The 17,530-nt window shown below is 58.1% G+C and carries 13 protein-coding genes; all 13 read left to right on the top strand.

From position 1 onward, the window contains the following. Positions 1-65 precede the first annotated feature (65 nt). Positions 66-782 carry an MgtC/SapB family protein gene (locus ACIOU6_RS07550; RefSeq protein WP_123533034.1) on the top strand — a complete coding sequence of 239 codons (717 nt, stop codon included), beginning with the start codon at positions 66-68 and terminating at the stop codon, positions 780-782. 300 nt (positions 783-1,082) lie between these two features. Further along, positions 1,083-1,613 (top strand): fimbrial protein, encoded by a 531-nt coding sequence (locus ACIOU6_RS07545; protein ID WP_221732937.1) that lies wholly within the window; start codon positions 1,083-1,085, stop codon positions 1,611-1,613. Positions 1,614-1,698: 85 nt separating this feature from the next. Further along, on the top strand, positions 1,699-4,140 hold the full coding sequence (locus ACIOU6_RS07540) for a fimbria/pilus outer membrane usher protein (protein WP_311775978.1): 2,442 nt from the start codon (positions 1,699-1,701) through the stop codon (positions 4,138-4,140). A gap of 46 nt (positions 4,141-4,186) precedes the next feature. Further along, entirely contained in the window at positions 4,187-4,933 is a 747-nt protein-coding gene (locus ACIOU6_RS07535) for a molecular chaperone (protein ID WP_221732936.1), read from the top strand. Next, positions 4,930-5,946 (top strand): fimbrial protein, encoded by a 1,017-nt coding sequence (locus ACIOU6_RS07530; protein ID WP_401135092.1) that lies wholly within the window; start codon positions 4,930-4,932, stop codon positions 5,944-5,946. The genes ACIOU6_RS07535 and ACIOU6_RS07530 overlap by 4 nt, the downstream gene beginning before the upstream one ends. Before the next feature lie 148 nt (positions 5,947-6,094). Further along, positions 6,095-7,282, top strand: coding sequence for an EAL domain-containing protein (locus tag ACIOU6_RS07525; protein WP_260455988.1), 1,188 nt, complete (start codon positions 6,095-6,097; stop codon positions 7,280-7,282). Between the two features lie 153 nt (positions 7,283-7,435). Next, positions 7,436-8,062, top strand: a complete 627-nt coding sequence (locus tag ACIOU6_RS07520) for a response regulator transcription factor (protein ID WP_221732934.1) — start codon at positions 7,436-7,438, stop codon at positions 8,060-8,062. Further along, on the top strand, positions 8,063-11,710 hold the full coding sequence (locus ACIOU6_RS07515; protein ID WP_401135088.1) for a transporter substrate-binding domain-containing protein: 3,648 nt from the start codon (positions 8,063-8,065) through the stop codon (positions 11,708-11,710). Positions 11,711-11,972: 262 nt separating this feature from the next. Beyond that, positions 11,973-12,386 (top strand): DUF4398 domain-containing protein, encoded by a 414-nt coding sequence (locus ACIOU6_RS07510; protein WP_221732932.1) that lies wholly within the window; start codon positions 11,973-11,975, stop codon positions 12,384-12,386. 11 nt (positions 12,387-12,397) lie between these two features. Further along, entirely contained in the window at positions 12,398-13,171 is a 774-nt protein-coding gene (locus ACIOU6_RS07505; RefSeq protein WP_221732931.1) for an OmpA family protein, read from the top strand. A 269-nt stretch (positions 13,172-13,440) separates the two neighbouring features. Continuing rightward, positions 13,441-15,612: an autotransporter outer membrane beta-barrel domain-containing protein gene (locus ACIOU6_RS07500; protein WP_401135085.1), complete on the top strand. Its 2,172-nt coding sequence runs from the start codon at positions 13,441-13,443 to the stop codon at positions 15,610-15,612. 143 nt (positions 15,613-15,755) lie between these two features. Further along, entirely contained in the window at positions 15,756-16,145 is a 390-nt protein-coding gene (locus tag ACIOU6_RS07495; protein WP_221732929.1) for a hypothetical protein, read from the top strand. Between the two features lie 93 nt (positions 16,146-16,238). Then, positions 16,239-17,447: an EAL domain-containing protein gene (locus ACIOU6_RS07490; RefSeq protein ID WP_221732928.1), complete on the top strand. Its 1,209-nt coding sequence runs from the start codon at positions 16,239-16,241 to the stop codon at positions 17,445-17,447. The last annotated feature ends 83 nt before the right edge of the window (positions 17,448-17,530 follow it).

Raw genomic sequence — 17,530 nt, 5'->3', positions numbered from 1 at the left:
ACACGACGCCTTCGCGAGCAAGCCCGCTCCCACAGGAGGGATGCGTTCTCAAGGAGGACTTCATCATGCAAGCCATCAACAACCTCAACCTCACCTCGCTGCTCGACACTCTCGTCAGCCTCAGCGCGGCTTTCATTCTCGGTGGCCTGATCGGCTTCGAGCGCCAGTACCGGCAACGCACCGCCGGCCTGCGCACCAATGTGCTGGTCGCCGTTGGCGCGGCAATTTTCGTCGACATGGCCAACCGTCTCGCCGGCGCTGAAGGCGCGGTGCGCGTGGTTGCCTACGTGGTGTCCGGTATCGGTTTTCTCGGTGCCGGGGTAATCATGCGCGAAGAGGGCAACGTGCGTGGCCTGAACACCGCCGCGACCCTGTGGACATCGGCTGCGGTCGGCGCCTGCGCCGGTGCCGATCTGCTGGCCGAAGCGGTGCTAGGAACGCTGTTTATCCTCGCCGCCAACACCTTGCTGCGACCGATCGTCAACAACATCAACCGTCAGCCGCTGGACGTGGTCTCGGCCGAAGTTACCAACATCGTCTACGTCATCGCCCGACGCTCGCAGCAAAAAGCCGTATTTGCCTTGCTCGAAGCGGAGCTTGAACGCAGTAACTACCCGGCCAGCGATGTTGACGTGCATGCCTTTGGCGCTGATGAAATCGAGATCGAGGCGACGCTGGCAACCACCTCGGTCGACGGTGACGAGCTGGACGCACTGGTGGCGCGGATCTCGACGTCGACGCTGGTGGTGCAGGCTTTCTGGAGTCCGAGTACAACCGATTAGCGCTGGGAAATATCCTACATTTCGGAGGGAAAAAACTTACATTTTCACGCGTAGGCATCACTCATTATTTTCCCCGGAGCAGAGATGCCCTGCGTCCTGAATAATCAGTGAGGCATTACTTTTTTCACAACTGTTGGGCCAGGAAAATACCGGCGGCGATGGCCAAAAGTATGGGGGCTTCAGTTGTCGGAATAAGCCATGGTTTATTTGTTACAGCGATAAGCCAGATTGCCGCTCGTGAGTTATTTGGGAAGCCAGGCCGCTGGGCCTGATAAATAACTATCCCTAGAGATGCCTACGATGAATAAGTTTTTCGCTGTGACTACCGCTGCTGTTGCCATGAGTCTTGCTTCTTTCGCCAATGCTGCGCCAGCAACCGGCAACCCAGGCACCGTGCGTTTTATCGGTGAAATCGTTTCCGGTGCATGTGGTATCGACGCCAGCTCCCTTGATCAAACTGTTTCGCTGGGTCAGGTCCCATCGAACCGTTTCAAGGCTACGGGTGATCGCTCCGACCCGGTCAAGTTCGACATCGTCCTGACCGACTGCGACACCACCACCCAGAAGAACGCCCGCTTCACCTTCAGCGGCGTGCAGGATCCATCGGTTCCTGCACTGTTCGCCACCACTGGCCTGGCCCAGAACGTCGGCATTCGCCTGCAGGCAAGCGCCGGTGAAATGCTCGATAACGGCAAGGAGCAGGTTGCGCCAGTCGTTCTGCAAGACGGCAACAACACCGTGACCTTCGCGGCGATGTACGAAGCCACCGCGGCTGCTGTGACCACCGGTGAAGCGGACAGCGTTGCCAACTTCACCGTTGCCTACAACTGATACGCCCGTATTGATTGTTTTAAGAAAAAGGGGCGATAGCCCCTTTTTTCTTATCTGTCAGAGCACTGTTTAAAGGGTATTGCCCGTGTACTGCCGCACACTTTTCGTGTCTTGCGTATTGATCCTCTCTGCGCGCTATTCAAATGCCGTGGAGTTCAATTCGGAGTTTCTGAATATTGATCGTAAAGACAATATCAGCCTCGGACAGTTTACCCATGCCCAATACACAGTACCCGGCAGTTACTTGCTGGACATTACTGTCAATCAGCGTTACTTCGGCAGCCGTTCCATAGAATTCAAAAGTGCTGACGATCCGCAGGAAAGTTACGCCTGCCTGCCGGAAGAACTGGTGGCGATGTTCGGTTTGAAACCGGAGGTGTTGAAGGGCCTGCCAAGGCTGGCTGACGGCCAGTGCGTTGATTTGCGCGGGATCGACAACGCCAGCATCAAGTACATCAAAAGTCTGGGCCGACTTTCGATCAGTCTGCCGCAGGCGACGTTCGAATATGACGATCCCAATTACATTCCCCCGGCTGCCTGGAGCGAGGGGCTGGACGGTGCATTGCTCGATTACCGGGTGATCGCCAACAGCCGCCAGTCCACGGCGTCCGGTGATTCCCGCTCGTTGCAAAGTTACGGCACCGCCGGGGTGAACATTGACGCCTGGCGGATTCGTGCCGATTACCAGGCCCGGCAAGAGTCCGGTCAGCAGAGCGGTGACATCAACAGCAAAGCGTTCCAGTTGAACCGTCTCTATGCCTATCGCGCCTTGCCGGCCATTCGCTCGAAGCTATCGGTGGGCGAAGATTATTTGAACTCCGATGTGTTCGATACGTTTGCCCTGCGTGGCGCCACGTTGAGCAGCGACGACCGCATGTTACCGCCCAGTCTGCGCGGTTATGCGCCGTTGATCAGTGGTTTGGCGCGGACCAACGCGACCGTGACCGTGTCGCAGCAGGGCCGAGTGTTGTACTCGACCACGGTCACGCCTGGCGCATTCAGCCTTCAGGATTTGAACAGCAGCGCCCAGGGCACGCTGGATGTCACCGTGCGCGAAGAGGACGGTACCGAACAGACCTTCACGGTCACCACGGCGGCGGTACCGTTTTTGTCCCGCGAGGGCGAGTTGCGCTACAAGGTCTCGGCCGGGCAGCCGCGGCTCAACGGTGCCGGCGGCACCGAGCCCGGGTTTATTGCTTCAGAGTTGGCCTACGGTTTGCCACGGGACTGGACGGTGTATGGCGGCGTGCTTGCAGCCTCGGATTACCTGTCGGATGCCATCGGCGTCGGCAAGGATCTGGGCGTGTTCGGCGCGTTGTCGGCAGATGTCACCACCTCGCGGGCCAAGTTGCGCTGGAGTGGCGAAACGGTGGTGGGTAACTCGTACCGGATCAACTATTCCAAGCGTTTTGATGCCATTGGCACAGACCTGCGGTTTCTCGGTTATCGCTTTTCAGACAAGACGTTTACCAACTTCTCGCAGTTTGTCGGCGACCCTGATTCCTACTCGCTGAACTCGGGTAAACAGCGCTATTCGGTGACGCTGGCCAAGCATTTTTCCTGGCTGTCGACGAGTGTCTCCTACGACCATTCCACCTATTGGGACGCGGCGCCCTCCGAGCGTTTCGGTCTGTCGCTGGCGCGCAGTTTTTCAATCGGCAACGTCAAGAACATCAATGCCAACCTGTCCGCGTATCAAACCCGCAATACGCGGCAGAACGACTCGCAGATCTATCTCGGGGTTTCCATTCCGCTGGGCGGTAACTCGATGCTGTCGAGCAACATGCAGCGCTCGGGGACCGGGGCGTCGTCGGGCAACGTCGGGTATAGCCACGACGACGGCGATGGCCTGAATTATCAGGTGTATGGCGGGATCGGTGATAACCGCTACGTCAATGCTTATGTCGGCAAACGAGCATCCACCTATCGGGCCAACGCTTCTGCTACCACCGATGGCAGCACCTACCGTTCGCTGACCGGCGAGTTCGACAGTTCGCTGGTCGCCACCCGCTATGGCGTGTCGGCCCATGGCAACGGTTCGAATGGCGATACCCGTTTGCTGGTATCGACCGATGGCGTGCCGGACGTGGCGTTCAGTGGTCAGACACGCTCCAACCAGGCCGGTTACGCGGTGATGGACGGTTTGCCATCGTTCCAGGCCTATGAAGCGCGGATCAACATGGAAAAATTGCCGCTCAACACCGAAGTCTCAAACCCGATCCAGCGTCTGGCGCTGACCGAGGGCGCTATCGGCTATGTGAATTTTTCCACCGCCCGTGGGCATAACGCCTACGTGACGTTGACCCGATCTGATGGCAAACCGGTGCCTTTCGGCGCGTCGGTGCAGGACAAACACACAAACAAGGAAGTGGGCATCGTCGGTGAAGGCGGGGTGACTTATCTGCTGGGCGTCAAAGCGCAGGCTGAGTTGGTCGCGGTGTGGGACGACGTCAATCGTTGTGCCTTGGCCGCACTGCCTGAAGAAGACGTCGTGACCAACATCGCCAAACCCGTGCGCTGCCTTTAATCCGGGCTTGAACCTGACCCGGCCTTTATCCTTGCGGAGAACCTTTATGCAATCTCTTTCATTGTCCACAACCCGTGGCCTGTTCAATCGTTTGGGCCTCATTGCAGGCCTGTGTGTTCCGTTATTGGCCAACGCGGCGGTGGTGCCGGACCGAACGCGAATCGTGTTCGAGGAGAGCGCGCCGTCAGTCAGCGTCACGCTCAGCAACAAGAACGCGCAGTTGCCTTTTGTCGTGCAGTCGTGGATCGAAAACGAAGCCGGCCAGAAGGTCACGTCGCCGTTCATGGTGCTGCCGCCATTGCAGCGCATTGAACCCAGTGAAAGCAGTGTGTTGCGCATCGTGAAACTGCCTGAGCTGGCGTTGCCCAAAGATCGCGAATCGGTGTTTTACCTCAACGTGCGCGAGATTCCACCCAAGACTCAGGCTGTCAATTCGATGCAGATCGCCTTGCAGTCGAAGATCAAGCTGTTCTATCGCCCGGCCTCGGTCAAACGCGAGCGCGGAGATGATCTGGCGCTGGGCTTGAAGCTGAAAATCGATCCGGGCACTAAACAGCTTTCGGTGGAGAACCCGACGCCGTTTCACATCACCGTGGTCGGGCTGCTGGCCGGTGAGCAAAAGACCCGGATGCCGATCGACACGATCATGATCGCGCCCTACGCCAACGCACGCTTTCCATTGACCAGCACGGCGTTCACCTCGCTGCGTGTGTCGAACATGAACGACTTCGGAGGGCAGACCGATTCGCTGTTCAAGTGCGTGGCAAACGTCTGCACGGGCGTCAAGCCATGAAGCGCACGCCGCTCAGGCTTTGTCTGGCGATGCTGTTGCTGATGTTTTCTCAGGCGTCCTGGGCGATGTTGTGCAAATCGCTGAATGACGGCTCGTACCTGAGTGAATACATCGGCCCGGTGTCGGTGCCCGATACGGTGCCGGACGGTACGATCATCTGGCGCTCGAAAACGCATGTGGTGCCCGCCAAGTGCTGGAAGGTTCACGACATCCATTTTGCCGAAGACGACCCGATCTATTTCTACGGCAACCCGGCTGGATTGAACGCGACACCCTGGGGTATTGAATTTGGTCTGGTGTACAAGGGGGTGGCAGCCTGGGACGGTGACTGGAGCGCCAACCCGACCCAAGGGGTGAATACCGGTTTTGTTTCACGGGGCTGCCCCTCGGCCTCCAATGATGCAGAGATGTTGCCGTGTTCGTTGGTCAGTCCGAGCATCGCGTTTCAGGTGGTCATCCGCAAACGCGGGCTGTTACCGCTGCAGCGGCCCTCACAAGATACGTACGACGTCTTCCAGTTCGACGGGTTATATGGACTCAACGGCGGGCCAGGCAATCCGTTTGGCAATTTCCGTTTTCAGCTCAGCGGCCTGCAAAACATTGTCGGCACGGCTTGCAGTGTTGATGTGACCGTAACCCCTGAGCCGGGAATCGTCGATTTCGGGGTCATCCAGAAAACCGCCAACGGCCTCTCACCGCCCAATCCGACCCGGCCTTTCAGCCTGGCGCTGGAGAAACGATGCAGCACGGCGATCAACCTGGGCGCCACATTGGTCACCACTCAGCAGCAGGGTGATTACACCATCGTGCCGGCCAGTGATAGCCAGTTCGGCATTCAGGTGCGCGATTCACGCAACCAACTGGTACCGATCAACGAACCCTTTCCGCTGGTCAATTTCCCGGCGGACGTGACTCATATCGACGTGCCGTTCAGCGCTTCGGTCGTATCGTTGGGCGATCCCAAGGTCGGGCCTTTCGAGGCAATCATGGTGGTGCAGATCATCTATTACTGAGGCACGCCGCCGGCGCCAACGGCGGCATTTTTTTGCAGGCGTTATCTCTGGGAAATTTCCTACATGACTGTCGGATAAGTCCTTCGCAGCACGCTTTTGGCTATCGCCAATATGCCTGCTCTCAGCTCGATTAAGCGATGAATTGACGATGGCTTCCCCGCGTATTCTAGTGTTGGAAAATCAAGGTTTTGCGCGCAGCGTGCTGGTCAAGATGTTGCAGCGCCTGGGCGTACACGACGTGGTCCAAGCCACAGATGGCGAACATGCGATGGTGCAGATGCACCTCTATGGCGGCGTCGACATCGTGCTGTGCGACCTGACTGATCGCGGACTCGATTGCCTCGAGTTTCTGCGGCGCGCCAGTCAAAGCGGCATGGTGCGCGCGGTGGTGCTGTGCAGCGAATTGCAGCCGGAGTTGCATCGTGCGCTGGGGCACATGCAATCGTTGGCCGGGCTGCAACTGCTGGGGATACTCCGTCGACCGATTCAACTGCGCTCGGTGCATCGTTTGTTGCACCGCTACAGCCGCGCGCGGGCAGTGCCGGTGCCGAACATGCTGCGCAGAGAGCTGCCTACTGAAGAGGAAGTGCGGCGTGGGCTGGCGTTGGGCGAGTTCCGTGCCTGGTTTCAACCGCAGGTCGAACTTCAGACCGGCGCAGCCGTCGGCGTCGAAGCGCTTGCGCGATGGCAGCATCCGGCGCGGGGTGTGTTGCTGCCCAGTGAGTTCCTGGCGGCGGTGCTGGCGTATGACTTGATTGACCAGATGTTCAAACACCTGCTGGAACAGGGTTTGAGCCTGATGGGGATCTTGCGTCGCCAAGGCGTCAACCTGACGCTGGCGTTCAACCTGCATGCCTCGCAACTGGCGAACGGTGAACTGATCGAGCACATCAAACGGGCACTCGAGCGACATGCCTTCAAGGGCTCGACGCTGATGTTCGAATTCGCGGAAAACGGCTTGCTCGACAGCGCCCCCGGCATCCATGAAAACCTCCTGCGATTGAGACTGTTGGGCTGCGGTTTGTCGGTCGATGACTTCGGGGTGGGCTTCTCTTCGCTCAAGCTGCTCTGCCAGTTACCGTTCAATCAGATCAAGCTCGATGGACGCTTCGTCCAGCGTCTGGATCGCCAGCGCAATCGTGCCATGGTGACCTGCACGCAGGGGCTGGCGCAGTCGCTGGACATGAGGCTGGTGATTGAGGGGGTCAGTAGTCCGCGGATTCGCGAGGGGCTGCTGGAACTGGGGTGTGAGACCGGCCAAGGGTTTCACCTGGCCAGGCCCATGAATGGGCACGATTTGTTGCAGTGGCTGAAAACGCTGGAAAGCGCACGGTGAACTTTTCACCGTTTGCTCCTATATGGCTGCAGAATTTTCCTACACTTCATTCGCGCTCGTGTATTTTTGCCGCACGCACCGAATGGCTTGCTGTCCCACTCACACTCATGGCCTTGACGATGTCGGTTGCCGGCGTGCTCTCCAGAGGTTTTTATGCTTAAAGCGATAGTTGTGGACGATCATCCGTTCATTCGCTCTTCGGTCAAGATGCTGCTCAAACAGGAACAGTTCGACGTCGTGGCCGAGGCGGACAACGGCGCCGACGCTGTGCAACTGGCCCGTGAACACGCTCCGGACCTGATTATTCTGGATATCGCCATGCCCAAGCTCGATGGGCTGGAAGTGATTTCGCGTATCAGTGCACTGGGGCTGTCGAGCAAGGTGCTGGTGCTGACCTCGCAATCGGCGCTGTTCTATTCCATGCGCTGCATGAAGGCCGGCGCCGCTGGCTATATCTCCAAAACCAACGATCTTGATGAGCTGATCAAAGCCATCAAGGCTGTGATGGACGGCTATACCTTCTTTCCCAATCTGGCCACCAGTTCGGTGCGGCGAAGCGATGTTGATGCCACCGATCTTGAACTCATCCAGAGCCTGTCCGATCGTGAGCTGACGATCCTGCAACAGTTATCCAACGGGCTGAGCAACAAGGAAATTGGTGAAGCGATGTTGCTGAGCAACAAAACCGTCAGCACTTACAAGACCCGGCTGATCGAGAAGCTCAAGGTCAAATCGGTGGTGTACCTCGCCGATTTTGCCAAGCGCAATAACCTTGTCTAGATGAATACTTCTTTCAGAAAGTGCTTTGCGGGGCTGTTGCTGTCTGGCTTGCTGCTAGCCGGCAATGCTTTTGCCGCTGAGCCTGAAACATTGCAATTGCTTGGGCGTTCGACGGTCGATGAATATGCGGTTTCACTCGACGAGTCGGACTGGAGCTGGTTGCGGCATCGCAAAGCATTGTTGCTGGGCGCTTCGGCTCCCGATTACTCACCGTTTGGCATTACCACCAATGACAATGACTACGAAGGTCTGACGGCCGACTATGCGCAGTTGATCGCTCAGTTGCTGCATATCAAGGTCGAGGTGCGCCGGTTTGAGTCGCGCGACGAGGTGCTGGCTGCGCTTAAAAACGGTGAGATCGATTTGCTTGGCACCGCCAATGGTTACGAGGCAGTTGATCCCGACCTGGCAGTGTCCAGGCCCTACGCCGACGATCAGCCGACGTTGCTGACCCGCATCGGCGAGAACCAGGATCTGCCGGTGGATCTGGCTGGCAAGCGTGTGGCGATGCTCTATCACTATTTGCCACCAGAAGTGGTGAAGGCGTTCTATCCCAAGGCCACCATCCAGTTGTATCCCTCAACCTTGAGCGCTATCGGTGCGGTGGCGTTCAGTCAGGCGGACGTGTACCTGGGCGACTCGATCAGCTCCAACTACCTGATCAGCAAGAATTACCTCAATAACGTGCAGCTCAGTGATTTCTCGCGGCTGGAAGTGCAGCCATTCGGCTTTGCTGTGTCTCGTGGCAACGACCGACTGTTGCGTATCCTCAATGCAGCGCTGGACACGATTCCCACCACTGAGCGCATGAGTATTTTGCGCCGATGGAGTGCGGGGGGCGCGACCATGCCCGGGCGACAGACCCTGCACTTCAGCGTCAGCGAGCAACGCTGGCTGGAGCGTCACCCCAGGATAAACGTGGCGATCAATGAGAACTTTCTTCCGCTGACGTTCTTCGACAATGAAGGCAATTTTCGTGGCATCAGTGCCGATGTGCTGGCCAAAATCAGCCTGCGCACCGGCCTGAAGTTCGACGTACAACGGGCCGAGTCAGTCGCTGACCTGGTCGATCTGGTGACCAGCGGCAAGGCTGACATGCTCGCCGCGTTTACCCCCAGTGCCGAGCGTGAAGGTGCCTTGCGTTTTACCCGACCTTATCTGACCAACCCGTTCGTACTGGTTACGGCCAGCGGCGAGGGCGCTCCCCAGACCCTGGACCAAATGGCCGGCAAGCGTCTGGCGTTGATTCGCGGCAACGTGTTGCGCGAATACCTTGTGGAGCAGTTTCCCCGGGTGCACCTGGTGACGGCGCAAAATGCTGCCGATGCGATGAACATGGTTGCCAAGGGCGAGGTCGATGGTGCGATCAATTCCTTGCTCAATGCCCGTTACTTGATCTCCCGCCAGTATCGCGGCCGGCTGCAAATCACCAGCACCGTAGGGACTCAGCAGGCGCGTATAGCGCTGGCGACCGATCGCGGTGCGCTGGAGTTGTACTCGATTCTCGACAAGGCGCTGTTGAGCATTTCCCCTGAAGAAATGGATGAGCTGACCAACCGCTGGCGCACTGAAGTGGTGGTCGACGACAGTTATTGGCTGCGCCATCGCAGCACGATCATTCAAGGGTTCGTCATCGCCGGTGTGTTGTTGCTGGTGGCGTTCGGCTGGATTGCTTACCTGCGCATGCTGATGCGCAAGCGGCGCCAGGCTGAAATCGCCCTCAACGACCAGATGGAGTTCATGCGCGTGTTGATCGACGGCACGCCGCACCCGATCTATGTGCGCGACCGCGAAGGACGGCTGGTGACGTGTAACAGCGGTTACCTGCAAGTGTTTGGCGTTGAACGCGAAGCCGTGATCGGTAAAACCGTGACCGACGGCGTGCTGAGTGACGCTATCGAGGCGCAGGGCTATGCGAACGATTACCGGCAAGTCATGGATGAAGGCGTGCCGCGAGTTGAGGATCGCAAGCTCAGTCTGGCAGACGGTCGTCTGCTGACTATTTATCACTGGATGCTGCCTTACCGTGGCAGTGATGGCGAAGTCAGCGGGATGATTTCCGGCTGGATCGACGTCAGCGAACGCCAGCAACTGTTGCACGAGTTGCGCATCGCCAAAGACGGCGCCGACGATGCCAACCGCGCCAAGACCACGTTCCTGGCGACGATGAGTCATGAGATCCGCACACCGATGAATGCCGTGATCGGGATGCTTGAACTGGCCATGAAAAAAGCCGATCAGGGCGTCATGGATCGTTTCGCCATTGAGGTGGCCTCGGGCGCGGCGCGGGGCTTGCTCGATCTTATTGGCGACATTCTCGACATCGCACGGATCGAATCCGGCCGGTTGTCGCTGGCTCCGGAGCGGGCCAATCTGCGTGAGCTGATCGAGTCGGTGGTGCGGATATTCGAAGGCTTGGCGCGACAAAAACAACTGCGCCTGCAACTGGATCTGGATGCGCTGGCCAACGTAGACGTCTTGATTGATCCGCTGCGCTTCAAGCAAGTGCTGTCGAACCTGTTGAGCAATGCGATCAAGTTCACCGAGGTGGGTCACGTCGTATTGCGTGTGCGGGTAGAACCTGCGATTGACCAGGATCGGTTGGCGCTATGTCTGCGGGTCGAAGACAGTGGTCGCGGGATATCCGTGGAAGACCAGCAACGGCTGTTCACGCCGTTCACCCAGGCTGGCAACCATGGCCAGTCTGTGCAGGGCGGTTCCGGGCTGGGTCTGGTGATCAGCCGCACCTTGTGCGAAATGATGGGTGGCTCGCTGACGATGCACAGTGCGCTGGGGCAGGGCACACAGATTGAGGTGCGCCTGAGTTTACCCACCTTGCAGCCATTGGCCCGCGTTGCGGTGGCCGAGATTGAACCGGTTACGGTCAGTCGGGCGCTGAATATCCTGGTGATTGATGACTATCCGGCCAACCGTTTGTTGTTGTCCCAGCAACTGACTTATCTGGGGCACCGGGTCACGGACGCTGAGGACGGCGCCCATGGTTTGCGGGCGTGGCGCAACGAGTCTTTTGATGTGGTCATCACCGATTGCAACATGCCGATCATGAACGGCTACGAGCTGGCGCGGGCGATACGCGACGAAGAAACCGCACGAGCGTTGCCACGCAGCCTGGTGCTGGGCTTCACCGCCAATGCACAGGCCGAGGAGAAGTTGCGTTGTGCAGAGGCGGGCATGGACGATTGCCTGTTCAAGCCCATCAGCCTCAAGGATCTGAACGCGCGATTGGCTTCGATAACGCCTCATGTCCGACCTGTAACCGAAGAAGAGGATACCGGCAACGCGGAGGGTGGCATTGATTTTGACGTGAGCAGTCTTGAGCAACTGACCCGCGGTGACCGGGCGTCAATCAAGAGCCTGCTGACGGATCTGGCCACCAGTAATGACGACGACATGGCCAAACTCATGCGACTGTTCACGCAGCATGATTTGCCAGGGTTGGCTGACCTTGCACACCGGGTCAAGGGTGGCGCGCGGATCATCAAGGCGCAGTCGCTGATTCAGGCCTGTGAGGCCTTGGAAACCGCCAGCGAAGGTCTGGATTCGGCGGTGTTGACTGAGGCGGTGGACGCCCTGCAGCAAGCCATGGAACACCTCGCCGCGCAATTGGAAACCTACCTGGCGAACTGATCGCGGTTCGCTGGATCTTTTTCGTTTTGAACGTCGATATTTGCGAATTTTCCTACATTCGCCAATGACCCTCCCTCGTTAACGTGCAGTGGACTCAGCGTAAGGCTGATTCAGACAACGGGCGATCAACAGGGGCCATCAGCGCAACGCTGACGGCCCCTGTCGAAGCGCCGTACGCAACGAGCAGGGGCACTGATTCTCGGTAACGCCGACTCCCCTTCGCGCTGCGTGTCATCCTACTTTTTATTGTTTGGAGCAGTTGATGAACCTTCAACATCTGTCTTCCCGTGCGCGACTGTCGGTCAGCGTGCTGGTTGTAGCGGCAGCTTTGAGTGCCTGTGCCAGCGCACCGATTCCGGAGCAACAGATTTCGCTGTCCAAAGAGGCGGTCAATCGTGCCGTTTCGGCAGATGCGACCCAATATGCCCCACTGGAAATGAAGGCGGCGCAGGACAAGATGTTCCTGATGGAGCGCGCCCTGGGCGAGAAAAATTACCCGCAAGCCAAAGTGCTGGCCGAGCAGATCGAAGCTGATGCCAACCTGGCCGAACGCAAGGCGCGAGCTGTGAAGTGGCAGAAGCAATTGACAGACGCCCGCAGCGGCATCCAGGTGCTCAAGCAGGAAATGCTGCAAGACCCGGTTACCGGTTTCAATCCGCCTGCCAGTGCTCAATAAGGAAAAGCCCCATGCAGACTTTCAAATTACTGCCAGCCGTTTCCCTGTTTGCCCTGATGCTCGCCGGTTGCGCCACACCGCCGGAAAACCCGCAATTGCTGCAAGCCCGTGCGCAATTCGCCGCGCTGCAACAAAAAGCCGAGTCAAACACGCTCGCGGCGATCGAAACCAAGGACGCGTTCACTGCGCTGAACAAGGCCGATCAGGCTTCCCTCAAGGATCGCAAGGCCCCAGATGTTGATCAGTTGGCTTATCTGGCCAGCCAGAAAATTGCTGCGGCCGAGCAGACCATTGTCGGTCGCCAAGCGGAGGCCGGCCTAAAGAAAATCGACGCCGAACGCACTCAGGTGCAGCTCGATGTCCGTACCCAGCAGCTCAAGGCCCTGCAAGCACTGAAAGCCAAGAAGACGGATCGGGGTGAGGTGGTGACCTTCGGTGACGTGCTGTTCGACACCGGCAAGGCTGATTTGAAGTACGGCAGCCAGCGTCAGTTCCAGCACCTGGCCGACTTCCTGGCCAGTAACCCGGAGCGCAAAGTGCGGGTGGAGGGCTTCACCGACAACGTCGGCAACGAGGCCGCCAATCAGGTGTTGTCCGAGCGCCGCGCGTCTTCTGTCGCCAGTGCGTTGTCGCAATTGGGGGTGGATCGTCGGCGTATCGTGACTCAGGGCTTTGGCGAGGAATTCCCGGTGGCCGATAACGGCAGCGCGGCAGGACGCCAGCACAATCGGCGGGTCGAAGTGATTCTGTCCAATGGAGCAGAGGTGGTGGGCGCGCGCCACTGATTGCACCCGTAAAGCCGGATACCCGCTCTCTCGTGAGGAGAGCGGGTTTGCTGCAAGTGTTGTACTTACGCTAGACGAATGCTTGTGATACCGCTCATTTGCTTCGGAAATTTCCTACAAATGTAGGGAAATTTCCTACTCAGCAAGTTCTCTTCGATCTCTAAATTACAGACCTCAACTGAGCCGCCGGCCTTCCATCAGTCGCTGCTCAGCCCCTATGCCATTGGCATTTCCACTGTCGACCCGGCAGTAAGAACGAGGTACTGAACATGAAGACGATCAACTCCAAACAGAACCCTGCACTGACGCTTTCGCCCCTTGCGCTGGCTATCTTCCTGTTGCTGCCGGTACAGGCGAACGCGTTCACTTCAACCGTCAACAACGGCGCGGTAGTCGATGGTGAAACAGTGGTCGGTGGCACGCAGAATATTGGCACCAACGGTACGGCCAACAACACGTTGATCGCAGTCACCGGGAGTCAGACGGTTTTTCAGAACGGCGTGTCGAATGACGCCACTGTCAACGGCGTCCAGAACGTTCAGAGTGGCATTGCCAACCGCAGCATCGTTAACGCCGGCGGCTCACAGGTGGTGGGCATCTCCGGTGTGGCCAACGACACTATTCTGAACGGTGGCGCACAGACGGTGCAAACCACGACAGGGCGGGCCAACCGTACCGTGATCAATCAGAATGGCGTTCAGACTCTGACTGTCGGGGGCACTGCAACTGACACCGTCATCAATAGTGGCGGGCTGCAGGTGTTGACCAATCAGGGCGTGGCGCGAGACACCCTGATCAACAGCGGTGGGGAGCAGAGTCTGCAAATAGGCATGTTCGGCGGCACGGTGGCAACCGGTACACGCATCGACGGTGGCTTGCAGAGTGTCTATGACACCGCCACGGTCAACAACAGCACCGTGAGCAATGGCGGGCGAATCAATCTGTACAAGGGCGCGCAGGCCAACGGGCTGGTCGCGGACGCAGGCGGTACCGTTAATGTCATGGAGAACGGCGTGAAAACCGTTGACTCCCTGACGCTCAATGGCGGCAGTGTTGCCTTTGTGCCAAGTACGGATGGCAGCTTCAAGACATTCACTGTCAATGCATTGTCCGGCAGCGGCAACATCCTGATGAACACCGATATCGCCAATCAGCAAAGTGATTTGCTGGTGGTGCAGGAGGCTGGCCTGGCGAGTGGCGATCATACGTTGATCGTGGGCGACTCCGGTCATGAACCCGCGGCTATTGACGGGCGTATGGTGCTGGTCGATACCCAGGGCGGCAGTGCGAAATTTGGACTCTACGGTGGCCATGTCGATGCCGGCGCGTTCCGCTACACCTTGCAGCAACAGGGTGATGACTGGGTGCTGGCCAGTGGCAGCAGCGATCCCGTCGTTCCGGTCACGCCTGCCGATCCAGAACAGCCTGTCGCCCCGGTAACACCTGTCAATCCAGTGACGCCTGTCGATCCAGCAAAACCACTGGATCCGGTGACGCCGCCGACGCCGGTCAACCCACGGCCGGAAAACCTCTCAAAGGGCACTAACGCCGCCATCGCCGCGCACACGGCTGGCGCCAGTCTGTGGAGTGCGCAAATGAATGCGCTGGTCAAACGTCTGGGTGAATTGCGCATGGGGCAGGACGACGGTGGTATCTGGACGCGTGCCATCGGTAAGCGCTTCGATGTCAGCGAGAACTCCAGCCGTGCTTACACCCAGGACGTTAGTGGTCTGGAAATCGGTGCCGACAAGGCATTCGCGATCGACAGCGGCAAAGTCTATGTCGGTGCCATGGTCGGCACGGCCCGTTCGGACCTGAACTTCGGCGAGGGCGCCTCGGGTGAGATCGATAGCCGCATGTTCGGCCTCTATGCCACCTATTTGAACGACAACGGCGTCTATGTGGACAGCGTGTTGAAGTACAGCCGCTTCGATAACGACATCAAAACCCCGAGCAATCTGGGTAATTCGGTAAAAGGTTCCTACAGCACCAATGGTGTGGGTGCCGACATCGAGATCGGCAAACGCATCGCGCTCAAAGATGGCTGGTTCGTTGAGCCGCAGGTGGAAATCACGGCCACTCAGACTCAGGGCGCGAGCTATACCGCCAGCAACGGTCTGCGGGTCAAGACCGATAATCTGAATTCGCTGCAAAGTCGTGTCGGTTCGCTCTTTGGTCGCAGTCTGGAACTGAGTAACGGTATGAAGGCCCAGCCATACGTCAAAGCATCCTTCATTACCGAGCACGCGGGCAGCAGCAAGGTCACCGTCAACGGCAATAAATTCGATGCGAAATTGCCGGGTAGCCGTGTGGAAGTCGGGTTCGGTGGCGTGTTGCAAGTCACGGAGAAAAGCAAGATTTCTCTGGATGCCGAGTACGCCAAGGGCAACGGTATCGAACAACCGTTCGGTGTCAGCTTGGGTTATCGCTATCTCTGGTAAGAAAAAAGGCAGCGCCGGGTAGTCCCGGCGCGTCTTTATTAAGGGAATTCGTATGCGTCTGGGGCGATTTTCAGAACTTTCTTACATAGATCGTCGAGCCTTTTGATTAGCGTGATCTACCTTCACGCCATTGTTGAAATCACATGCCCTACAAATGCTGGCGAATCCTGATCGTCGAAGATCAGCCTTATCTGCGTAGCAGAATCGAGAAGTCTCTCAAGGAGCTGGGTTGCCGCAGGCTGACTCCCGCGCAGTCCTTTCGGGAGTTGCTGGGCTTGACTCATTACTCGCACGATCCTTTCGAAGGCTTTGAACTGATGATCATTAATGGCGAACTGTTAGCGGCTACGGGGATTGATCCGGTGCGATTCTTCCTCAGCAACCCGCAGATTCGCCACGGTGTGATCTATGACGCACGTCGGGGTCAGTTAAGGGCTGAGATGATCCATGCCAGCCAGCGACGTCAATTGAGCCTCATACAGACGCCTGACCGGCAGTCCCTGGACGCCGTGCTGATGTCTCTTGGCGCTTAGGAAATTTCCTACGCATTTTGGGATCTTTCTTAGAGTATTCAGGCCTCTGATTCCACAAAATTGTGTTGCCCCTCAACAGATGAGTCGATCGCCATGCCCACTTTGCCGCTCCGTGTCCTGGTTCTAGAAGATCACACCTTCCAGCGTTCCGTAGCGGTGAGCATGCTCCAATCGCTGGGATGCCGAGAGGTGTTCGAGGCCAGTGACGGCGCCCAGGCCCTGGCGGTGCTGGAAACCGTCGGGCCGGTGGATGTTGCCCTGTGCGACTTACAAATGGAGGGCATGGACGGCCTCGAGTTTTTGCAGCGGGTGGGCGCGTCGGGGCAGGTCAAGTCGGTCATCATCAGCAGCTCGTTGTCGGCGGATCTGCGTCGGGCGGTGCATCAAATGGTGACGTTGCTTGGACTCGAGTTGTTGGGTGATGTGGGCAAACCATTGCATGTGCAGGTGTTGGAGGATTTGTTGAGAAAGGCCCTCGTCAGGCCGGTCAGTCAGCAGCCACCGATCAGCGCCAACACGCTGGCCAACGAAGACGCGGTCCGCGAGGCCTTGGCTGAGCGGCAGTTACAAGCCTGGTATCAACCCAAATTCAATCTGCTGACCGGAGAAGTCAGTGGTGTCGAAGTCCTGTGCCGCTGGCAGCATCCGACGCAGGGGATCATTTCGCCGGCGGTTTTCATGCCTGTGCTGGAGCGCTGCGGCTTGCTCGACGAGTTGTTGTTTTGCCAAATAAATGAGGCGTTGACGTTGCAGTGCAGCGCGAGGGCGCAAGGCTTTGTGTTGAACATGGCGTTCAATCTGCAGGCCTCTCAACTCGCCAGCAGCGATTTGACGGCAACCATCCGGAACATACTGGCCAGTCACGCGGCTCCCGGTTCAAATCTGACCTTCGAACTGACCGAAAGCGGCCTGCTGGAAGCACCGGCCACCAGCCTGGAAAGCCTGGTGCGCTTACGAATGATGGGCTGTCGCTTGTCCATTGATGACTTCGGTGCCGGATTCTCCTCACTGCAACGCTTGTGTCAGTTGCCCTTCAACGAGATCAAGCTCGACGCTGATTTCATTCGTAACCTTGAGCACGAGCCACGTTGCCGGGCGGCGATCAGCAGCACGCTGGCGCTGGGCGAAACCCTGGGCATGACAGTGGTGATCGAGGGCATCGAGACCGATGTGCAGCGCCGTGAACTGCTGGCACTCGGTTGCGCGCAAGGTCAGGGCTACTGGTACGCACGGCCGATGGCAGGGGCCGATTTGTTGAGGTGGCTGCAGCAGCGCAGCGTGGTGCAGAGCTCGGAAAAATGAGCGGTTTTTTAGGAAATTTCTTACAGATAACGTCTCGGGGCTTGCGTAGGCTTGCCGCCTTCAGAAACCGTCACCACCAGGAG

The organism is Pseudomonas sp. NPDC087615, assembly GCF_044743445.1.
GTDB lineage: Bacteria > Pseudomonadota > Gammaproteobacteria > Pseudomonadales > Pseudomonadaceae > Aquipseudomonas > Aquipseudomonas baetica_A.
Note: the sequence above shows the minus strand (reverse complement) of the source record. Positions and strands in the feature narration are given on the sequence as shown.

What these genes read in the sequence shown, in the direction of transcription:
- ACIOU6_RS07550 (WP_123533034.1), top strand. Translation starts at nt 66, where the DNA reads ATGCAAGCCATCAACAACCTCAACCTCACCTCGCTGCTCGACACTCTC.
- ACIOU6_RS07545 (WP_221732937.1), top strand. Translation starts at nt 1,083, where the DNA reads ATGAATAAGTTTTTCGCTGTGACTACCGCTGCTGTTGCCATGAGTCTT.
- ACIOU6_RS07535 (WP_221732936.1), top strand. Translation starts at nt 4,187, where the DNA reads ATGCAATCTCTTTCATTGTCCACAACCCGTGGCCTGTTCAATCGTTTG.
- ACIOU6_RS07530 (WP_401135092.1), top strand. Translation starts at nt 4,930, where the DNA reads ATGAAGCGCACGCCGCTCAGGCTTTGTCTGGCGATGCTGTTGCTGATG.
- ACIOU6_RS07525 (WP_260455988.1), top strand. Translation starts at nt 6,095, where the DNA reads ATGGCTTCCCCGCGTATTCTAGTGTTGGAAAATCAAGGTTTTGCGCGC.
- ACIOU6_RS07520 (WP_221732934.1), top strand. Translation starts at nt 7,436, where the DNA reads ATGCTTAAAGCGATAGTTGTGGACGATCATCCGTTCATTCGCTCTTCG.
- ACIOU6_RS07515 (WP_401135088.1), top strand. Translation starts at nt 8,063, where the DNA reads ATGAATACTTCTTTCAGAAAGTGCTTTGCGGGGCTGTTGCTGTCTGGC.
- ACIOU6_RS07510 (WP_221732932.1), top strand. Translation starts at nt 11,973, where the DNA reads ATGAACCTTCAACATCTGTCTTCCCGTGCGCGACTGTCGGTCAGCGTG.
- ACIOU6_RS07505 (WP_221732931.1), top strand. Translation starts at nt 12,398, where the DNA reads ATGCAGACTTTCAAATTACTGCCAGCCGTTTCCCTGTTTGCCCTGATG.
- ACIOU6_RS07500 (WP_401135085.1), top strand. Translation starts at nt 13,441, where the DNA reads ATGAAGACGATCAACTCCAAACAGAACCCTGCACTGACGCTTTCGCCC.
- ACIOU6_RS07495 (WP_221732929.1), top strand. Translation starts at nt 15,756, where the DNA reads ATGCCCTACAAATGCTGGCGAATCCTGATCGTCGAAGATCAGCCTTAT.
- ACIOU6_RS07490 (WP_221732928.1), top strand. Translation starts at nt 16,239, where the DNA reads ATGCCCACTTTGCCGCTCCGTGTCCTGGTTCTAGAAGATCACACCTTC.